This is a genomic window from Azospirillum picis, assembly GCF_017876115.1.
Lineage (GTDB): Bacteria > Pseudomonadota > Alphaproteobacteria > Azospirillales > Azospirillaceae > Azospirillum > Azospirillum picis.
The window spans coordinates 65,908-74,352 of sequence record NZ_JAGINO010000031.1 but is presented as its reverse complement, the minus strand read 5'-3'; the positions used below and the strand labels follow the sequence as shown (position 1 = coordinate 74,352).

Sequence of the window (8,445 nt, the reverse complement as noted above, 5' to 3'; positions counted from 1 at the left end):
GCGCACATTCATCAGACCGCGCCGATCCGATGTCCATGTTGTCGGTGCTGGCTCGTCCCGCGCAGGCGGGAGTAGAACTGCCAAAGTAGTGCTAGCCTCTGTTGTCGAAAGGACAATCGACACCTGGTATGATGAAAAAGGAACGCCGCCGGCAAAGCGCGAGGAGATGAACGGCTTTCGACCGAATTGCCTGCAGGCGAAAGCCGGTTACAAGGCGCGACCGCTGGACGGCATCTGGGCGGCGGGTCCCTTCCTGCACAACGGTTCGGTTCCCAGCCTCTTCGATCTGCTGTCACCGCTATCCGAACGGCCGAAGACCTTCTGCCTGGGTCTGCGCAGCTACGATCCGGTCAAGGTCGGCTACAAGACCGATTGCGCCGAGGGAACCTTCACCGTCGATACGGGCATCCCCGGCAACACCAACGTCGGCCACGAATTCCGCGGAACCGGGTCCGGCGGCAGCGGCATCATCGGTCGTGGACTGTCCGAGCAAGAGCGATGGGATCTGGTCGAGTTTCTTAAAACCCTCTGACGACGCCCGCCGCCGGTCCGCCCCACGCTTGGCCGGCGGCGATCACTCCTCCCGCAGCAACCCGCCCAGCCTCCTGACCAACGGGTCGGCCTCCGCTGCCTCGTACGGCCGGGCATGGCCGGAGCCCCAGACCGGACCCGGCCACGCCGGATCGCCTCGCGTCCGCCCGATCACATGCACATGCAGTTGCGGCACCATGTTGCCGAGCGCCCCGACATTCAGCTTGTCGGGCGCGAACAGCCGCTCGACCACCCGTGACGCCCGGGCGATCTCCCGCATCAGCAGCGCCTGGTCGCCCTCGTCCAGCCGATGGATCTCGACCGCGCCGTCGCGCATCGGCACCAGGATCAACCAGGGCCAAAGCGCATTGTCCATCAGCAACACACGGCAAAGTTCCAGATCGGTCACATGCCGGGTGTCGGCCCGAAGCCTTTCGTTAAGGGAAAACATGCTTGTGTCCTTCTGAGCCGGTCGGCCGGATGGAATAAACCGGGAGCTGGTCTGTTGTAGCCGCCAGTGGCGGAGCAACCGGGAAGCCTGTATAGAATGCCGTGCGTGCCGGGCAAAGGCCGGTGCGGCATTCGTAGGATGGTCAAACGGTTTTCAGTTCGGTCCGAGGCGACGGTCGGGGCGGCATGGGCCTCCCTGCGCCGTCTGCTCGGACCGTTTCAGTGTTTCGGGCAGGCGAGCGAGAACGACCCACATGCGCAAATCGGCCTTCGCGGTTCTGATCCTGGTGATCCTCGGCAACATCGCCTTCTGGGCGCTGTGGAACCGTCCGGTGGACGAGAGGTCCTGGGCCGGCGCCATCACCGGCGTCGCCTATACCCCCTTCCATTCCGACAAGAGCCCGTCGAAAGGCGACAAGGCGTCGGCCGACGACATCGAGAAGGACATGGCGGCGCTTGAGGGCGCGGTGAAGGCGGTCCGCACCTACTCCACCACCGACGGGTCGGAGATGGTGGCGGCCATCGCCGCAAAGCACGGGCTGCCGGTCACCGCCGGCGCCTGGACCGCCGGCAAGCCCGAGATCGACGAACCGGAACTCGCCGGCCTGATCAAGCTGGCCCGCGCCAACAGCAACGTCCGCCGGGTGCTGGTCGGCAACGAGGCGATCCTGCGCGCCGACCTGACCGTTCCGCAGGCCATCGAATACGTCAAGCGGGTGAAGAAGAAGGTCAACGTCCCGGTCTCCATCGCCGAGCCCTGGCATGTCTGGCTGAAGAATCCCGAGCTGGCCGACGCCGTCGACTTCCTCGCCGTCCACCTCCTGCCCTACTGGGAGGGCGTGCCGGTCGACCAGTCCGTCGACTACGCCATGTTCCGCTACAACGAGCTGAAGGCGAAGTTCCCGAACAAGCACATCCTGATCGGCGAGATCGGCTGGCCGGCCGACGGCCCGTGGCGTCGCGGCGCCGAGGCCAGCCAGGTCAACCAGGCGAAGTTCATCCGCAACTTCCTGAATGTCGCCGCACAGAACAAGCTCGACTATTTCATCATGGAAGCCTTCGACCAGCCGTGGAAGCGGGAGATCGAGGGCACCGCCGGGACGAGCTGGGGCCTCTGGGACTACCAGCGCAACCCGAAATTCCCGATGATCGGCGGCGTCCACGAGATCCGCAACTGGGAGGTCAAGTGCGCGACCTCGGTCGCGCTCGGCTTCCTGCCGCTGGTCTTCTTCCTGTGGCGCCGCAATGACCTGAAGATGGGCGGCCAGATCTTCTACGGCGCGCTGATCCAGGCGGTCGCCTCGGTCCTCGTCTTCACCGTCAGCGCCGCCTCCGCCGCCGGCCTCGCCACCACCACCGAGATCGCCTGGGGCCTGCTGATCTTCTGCCAGCTCGTGCTGTTCGCCGTCATGCTGATCGACGGCATGGAGCTGACGGAGGTCGTCTGGCAGCAGAAGTTCAAGCGCAAGTTCATCCCCTGCTCCGCCGCCCCGCTGCCCAACGCCGCGAAGGTGTCGATCCACGTGCCCTGCTACAACGAGCCGCCGCACATGGTCATGCAGACGCTGGACGCGCTCGCCAACCTCGACTACCCGAATTACGAAGTCCTGCTGCTCGACAACAACACCAAGGACCCGGCGGTCTGGCGCCCGATCGAGGAGTATTGCCGGAAGCTGGGGCCGAAGTTCCGCTTCTTCCACCTCGACAACTGGCCGGGCTTCAAGGCCGGTGCGCTTAATTTCGGCCTGGCACAGACCGCGCCGGATGCCGAGCACATCGCGGTGATCGACAGCGACTACCAGGTCCACCCCGACTGGCTGAAGGCGACCATCCCGCACTTCAACCGGCCGGAGGTCGGCTTCGTCCAGTCGCCGCAGGACTACCGCGAGTGGGAGAAGGATCTGTTCCAGCGCATGACCAACTGGGAATATGCCGGGTTCTTCCACATCGGCATGATCCAGCGGAACGAGCGCAACGCGATCATCCAGCACGGCACGATGACCATCATCCGCAAGTCGGCGCTGGAGAAGGTCGGCCGCTGGGGCGAGTGGTGCATCACCGAGGACGCCGACCTCGGGCTGCGCCTGTTCGAGCACGGCTACGAGGCGGTCTACATGCCGGAGAGCTACGGCAAGGGCCTCGTGCCCGACAGCTTCTCCGCCTACAAGACGCAGCGCTTCCGCTGGGCCTACGGCGCCGTGCAGATCCTGAAGCATCACTGGCGCCAGCTCTCGCCGGGTGCCAAGGAGCTGACGGCCGGCCAGAAATACCACTTCATCACCGGCTGGCTGCCCTGGTTCGCCGATGCCGCCCACATGGTGTTCGGCATCGCCGGCATCCTGTGGTCCATCGGCCTGATGGCCTTCCCGAAATATTTCGAGTTCCCGCCCAACGTCTTCATGATCCCGACGCTGAGCGTCTTCGCCTTCAAGGTCGGCGCCTCGCTCTGGCTCTACGAGGCGCGGGTGAAGTGCGGTTTCTGGGACAAGGTCGGGGCCGCGGTCGCCGGCATGGCGCTGACCCACACCGTCGGCCGCGCCATGTGGCTGGGCATGTTCACCTCGGGCCGCCCCTTCGTCCGCACGCCCAAGTGCGAGAACCAGCCGGCGCTGATGCAGGCGTTCATGATGGCGCAGGAGGAGCTGGTGCTGCTGGTGTCGCTGTGGGGTGCGGCGGTCGCCATCGTGCTCACCTTCGGCCACGAGAACCGCGACGCCTTCATGTGGTCGGGCTTGCTGGTGGTGCAGTCCCTGCCCTACCTCGCCGCCTTCATCACCGCGCTGATCAACGTCTTCCCGACGCTCGGCTTCGGCAAGAACAAGCCGCAGCCGGCCGACGGTGCGGTGGCGGGTGCCGGCGACTGACGGTCGCCCCTGATTGATGGTTACCCTTGATTGATGGTCATAGGCCGGCGCGTCGTCTTGGAAGGAAGCGCCGGCTATGCCAGACTTGACCGCTGGGATACCCGATCGCGGGGAGGCGGCTCATGTCCGGCACACTCGCATCCGGCCGCGGCATCGGCCCGCCGGAGTTCAGCGTCCGCACCGCCGCCGGGGTCGAGCGGGCCGGCAGCGCGACCGACCGCAACCACCGCCGCGATCCGCGCCGCGAGCAGCGTGACCGCGAGCAGGAACGGCGTGACCAGAACCCGCCGAATCCGCAGCGCCGCCGCCTCTATGACCTGCTGTTCGACGAGGTCGACCAGTTCGACGGGCTGGACGACGGGCAGAGGACCCGCCTGAAGGACAATCTGCGCAGCTACCTGAGCCGCCGCACCGCGGCGCCCCCATCCACCACCCCGCTGCCACCACACCAGGACGAGGCGGCGCTGGCCGAGGCGCTGCTGGGCGACCCGGCCGCACCACTTCCCGTCGATCCCGAGCGCATCGTCCGGGCCGCCACCGCCGCGGCGGCACATGCGGACCCGGAGACCGCCCGTCTGGCCGAACAACTGCGCGACTGTCTTGCCCGCAACACCGACCGCGCCCGCAAGGTCGCGGTCTATCTCCACCTGCTGCTGACACTGGAAGGCGCGTTCAAACCGCACATGGTCGTGGATGTGTGAGGGCCTGCTTCCGGGGAGATGCCGGCGCCCCTACCCAAAACATAAAAAAAAAGCCCCGCCTCCCTCACGGGAAGCGGGGCTTTCTCATGCCGTGCCGGTCGGCATCACTCCGGGGAGGACGCTTCGCCGTCGGTTTCCGGGGTGCCCATCATCGCATCGGCGACCAGACCGGCGTTGCCGCGGATCTTGGCTTCGATCGCGTCGGCCATCTCGGGGTTGTTGCGCAGGTAGGTCTTGGCGTTCTCGCGGCCCTGGCCGATGCGGGTGCCGTCATAGCTGAACCAGGCGCCCGACTTGTCGACCACCCCGGCCTGGATGCCGAGGTCGAGCAGTTCGCCGACCTTCGAGACGCCTTCGCCGTACATGATGTCGAACTCGACCACGCGGAACGGCGGGGCCATCTTGTTCTTCACCACCTTGACGCGGGTCTGGTTGCCGACGACGGTGTCGCGGTCCTTGATCGCGCCGATGCGGCGGATGTCGAGACGGACGGAGGCGTAGAACTTCAGCGCGTTGCCGCCGGTCGTCGTCTCCGGGTTGCCGAACATCACGCCGATCTTCAGGCGGATCTGGTTGATGAAGATGACCAGGCAGTTCGACTTGGCGATCGAGCCGGTCAGCTTGCGCAGCGCCTGGCTCATCAGGCGGGCGTGCAGGCCGACGTGGCTGTCGCCCATCTCGCCTTCCAGCTCGGCGCGCGGCACCAGCGCCGCCACGGAGTCGACCACCAGCACGTCGATGGCGCCGGAACGCACCAGCGTGTCGGCGATCTCCAGCGCCTGCTCGCCGGCGTCCGGCTGCGAGATCAGCAGCTCGTCGATGTTGACGCCGAGCTTGCGGGCATAGGACGGGTCGAGCGCGTGCTCGGCATCGACGAAGGCGCAGGTGCCGCCGGCCTTCTGGGCCTGGGCGATGGCGTGCAGCGCCAGCGTCGTCTTGCCCGAGCTTTCCGGCCCGTAGATCTCGATGATGCGGCCCTTCGGCAGACCACCGATGCCCAGCGCGATGTCGAGACCCAGCGAGCCGGTGGACACCACCTCCGTCTCGACCAGGTTCTCACGGGCACCGAGCTTCATGATCGAGCCCTTGCCGAACGCGCGTTCGATCTGGCTCAGGGCGGCATCGAGCGCCTTCTGCTTGTCCATGGAATCCTTCTCGACCAAACGAAGCTGTGCGGACGACATGCCCGTTACCCCTCTCTTAGAACACACGGTCGGCGCTCTTGCAACGGAACTCAATGTACTCTTTCCGTTCTCATTTGCAAGGGCCCATGTTCCCTGTGCGTTCCTATTCCGGCGGGGGATCACCGTCCGTCGCGGATGACCTCCTTGACCTTGGTGGCGAGCTGCTTCAGCGAGAAGGGCTTGGGCAGGAAATGCGCGACCTCGACGCCATCGATCTCGCCCAGCCGGTCTTCGGCATAGCCGGAGATGAAGATCACCCGCATCTCCGGCCGCAGGACGCGGACGTGCCGGGCCAGCGTCGGGCCGTCCATCTGGGGCATCACCACGTCGGTGATCAGCAGGTCGATGCGGGCGCCGGCCGTCTCGATCTGCTGCAGCGCCGCCTCGCCGTTCTTGGCCTCCAGCACCTGATAGCCCTTGTTGCGCAGCGCGCGGGCGGAGAACACGCGCACCGCGTCCTCGTCCTCCACCAGCAGGATGGTGCCGGTCCCGGTCAGGTCGCTGCTGCGCCGCTCCCGCGGCTCGGCGGTGTCGACCGGGCGCAGCTCGCCCTGGTGATGCGGCAGCAGGATGGTGAAGGTCGTCCCCTCGCCCACCGCGGAGTCCACCAGCACGAAGCCGCCGGTCTGCCGCACGATGCCGTAGACCGTCGACAGCCCGAGCCCGGTGCCGGAGCCGACCTCCTTGGTGGTGTAGAAGGGCTCGAAGATGCGCTGCAGGTTCTCGCGCGGGATGCCGCAGCCGGTGTCGATCACCTCGACCGAGACGTAGCTGCCGGGCGGGATCGTCTCGTGCTCGCGCCGTTCCGGACGGGCGACGACGTAGTTGGAGGTGTTGACGGTCAGCTTGCCGCCGCCGGCCATGGCGTCGCGGGCGTTGACCACCAGGTTGATGATGACCTGTTCGAGCTGGTTCTGGTCGACCTTGACCAGGCCGAGGTCGCGGCCATGGATCATCTTCAGCTCGATGTTCTCGCCGATCAGGCGCCGCAGCAGGTTCGCCAGTTCGGCGAGCACGTCGGTGACGTTGATGACCCGCGGCTGCAGCGTCTGCTGGCGCGAGAAGGCCAGGAGCTGCCGCACCAGGTTGGCCGCCCGGTTGGCGTTCTGCTTGATCTGCATGATGTCGCTGAAGGACTGGTCGCCCGGCTTGTGCCGCAGCAGCAGCAGGTCGCAGAAACCGATCATCGCGGTCAGCAGGTTGTTGAAGTCGTGCGCCACGCCGCCGGCGAGCTGCCCCACCGCCTGCATCTTCTGCGACTGGGCGAACTGCGCCTCCAGGCTCTTGCGCTCCGTCATGTCGATGAAGTGCAGGATCAGGCCGCCGCCGTCGGGCCTGGCCAGATTGGCCAGCCGGCGGGCATAGAGCTGGGCTGTCAGCTCCCGCCCGCCGGACAGCCGGACCTCGAGCGGTGCTGCCGGGTCGGCGCCCCCCTGCACCTCCTTCAGCCGGAGCGTCATCGCCTCGCGCTCCGCCGGCACGATCAGGTCGGCCATCGGGCGGTTGATGACGCTGTCCAGTTCGCTGCCGATCAGCGACAGGAAGGCCTCGTTGCATTCGGTCAGCTCGCCGGTGCCGTCGACCAACGCGATGCCGATCGGCGCGTCCTCGAAGAAGCGCTGGAACCGCTGCTCGGACTGGCGCAGGGCCTCCTGCCACTCGCGTTCCGGCGACAGGTCCCGCACCACCGACCGGGTGTGGATGTTGCCGTCGTCGGCATGGACGACGCTCTGCGCCACCGCGACCTGGAAGCGCCGGCCGCCCAGGCCGACCATCGTCAGTTCGCCGCGCTGCTCGCTGCCGCCGTGATCGAACAGGTCGAAGGGGGCGGCGGACGGCGGGGCGGCGAGAATGTCGTGCAGCCGGCGCTCGCCGTCGGTCAGGTCGCCGGGCGCCGCCTCCAGCCATTGCGCCAGCGTCGCGTTGGCGAACAGGAACTGGCCGTTCTGGTCGACGGAGAAGAACCCGACCGGCGCATGCTCCATGAAGTCGGCGAGCTTGGCCTGTTCGCGCAGCATCACCTGCTCCAGCTCGCGCCTCGCGGTGATGTCCTCGATCCGCCAATGGACGGAGCCGGGGAAACCGGCCACCGGCTGGCCCTGGACCCGGCGCCACTCCGGTGGATGCCCGTCGAGCGCCGGGATCGCCAGCTCGGCCGAGGACGCCGCCCCCGCCCGCACCCGGTCGCGCAGCCGCCGGAACTCGCGCGCACTGTCGGGGTCGCCGGAGAACTGGCGGGCCAGCGCGTCGAGCGGCCGTTCGCCGCGCCGCCAGCCGGCGAGTTCCCGGAAGGCGGCGTTGACGAACACCACCTCGTCGGTGCCGTCGCAGACGAGCTGGCCGGCCGGCATGCCCTCCAGCGCGCCCCCGAGCAGAGCGCCGATGCGGGCGGCCCGCCGGACCACCACGACGCTGCGGGCGATCAGCAGGGCGATGCCGCCGGCCGTCAGCAGCGCGCCGGACCAGCCGATGAGGTCGTTGTCCAGCATCAGCCCGACAGCCAGCACCAGCAGGCCGACGGGGGCCAGCCCGTACTGGAACAGGGCCAGCCCTCCCCAGGGGGTGTCCCCCCCGGATGCTGCGCGGCTTGCGGTTTCGGAAAGGGAAGTTGACTCGTCCACCTACGCTCCACGCCCCACACGGTGGCCGCCGGGGTCGCGGCCATCGCGGCCCCGCGGTCTTCCGTCGCCTCTCGCGGATGGGAGGATCGCGTCA

Annotated in this window: 6 protein-coding genes; 3 read left to right on the top strand and 3 right to left on the bottom strand. The window is 67.5% G+C overall.

The window, feature by feature from the left end; all coding sequences use genetic code 11:
* Positions 1–532, top strand: a 532-nt coding sequence (locus J2850_RS28615) for a di-heme-cytochrome C peroxidase (RefSeq protein WP_246513706.1), incomplete at its 5' end; no start/stop codon positions are given.
* 42 nt (positions 533–574) lie between these two features.
* Here the strand turns inward: J2850_RS28615 and J2850_RS28610 are convergent.
* Positions 575–982, bottom strand: coding sequence for an HIT domain-containing protein (locus J2850_RS28610; RefSeq protein WP_209990035.1), 408 nt, complete (start codon positions 980–982; stop codon positions 575–577).
* 253 nt (positions 983–1,235) lie between these two features.
* On the opposite strand from J2850_RS28610, the gene J2850_RS28605 reads away from it, so the two are divergent.
* Both J2850_RS28605 and J2850_RS28600 read left to right on the top strand, forming a co-directional pair.
* Positions 1,236–3,845 carry a glycosyltransferase gene (locus J2850_RS28605; RefSeq protein WP_209990032.1) on the top strand — a complete coding sequence of 870 codons (2,610 nt, stop codon included), beginning with the start codon at positions 1,236–1,238 and terminating at the stop codon, positions 3,843–3,845.
* A gap of 122 nt (positions 3,846–3,967) precedes the next feature.
* Positions 3,968–4,546, top strand: a complete 579-nt coding sequence (locus tag J2850_RS28600; RefSeq protein ID WP_209990029.1) for a hypothetical protein — start codon at positions 3,968–3,970, stop codon at positions 4,544–4,546.
* Positions 4,547–4,650: 104 nt separating this feature from the next.
* Here J2850_RS28600 and recA read toward each other — a convergent pair whose 3' ends face one another.
* A complete protein-coding gene (gene recA, locus J2850_RS28595; RefSeq protein WP_209990026.1) occupies positions 4,651–5,730 on the bottom strand; it encodes a recombinase RecA in 1,080 nt (359 codons plus the stop codon).
* Between the two features lie 119 nt (positions 5,731–5,849).
* Positions 5,850–8,351 carry a hybrid sensor histidine kinase/response regulator gene (locus tag J2850_RS28590; protein WP_209990022.1) on the bottom strand — a complete coding sequence of 834 codons (2,502 nt, stop codon included), beginning with the start codon at positions 8,349–8,351 and terminating at the stop codon, positions 5,850–5,852.
* Positions 8,352–8,445: the final 94 nt, after the last annotated feature.

What these genes read in the sequence shown, in the direction of transcription:
- J2850_RS28610 (WP_209990035.1), bottom strand. Translation starts at nt 982, where the DNA reads ATGTTTTCCCTTAACGAAAGGCTTCGGGCCGACACCCGGCATGTGACC.
- J2850_RS28605 (WP_209990032.1), top strand. Translation starts at nt 1,236, where the DNA reads ATGCGCAAATCGGCCTTCGCGGTTCTGATCCTGGTGATCCTCGGCAAC.
- J2850_RS28600 (WP_209990029.1), top strand. Translation starts at nt 3,968, where the DNA reads ATGTCCGGCACACTCGCATCCGGCCGCGGCATCGGCCCGCCGGAGTTC.
- recA (WP_209990026.1), bottom strand. Translation starts at nt 5,730, where the DNA reads ATGTCGTCCGCACAGCTTCGTTTGGTCGAGAAGGATTCCATGGACAAG.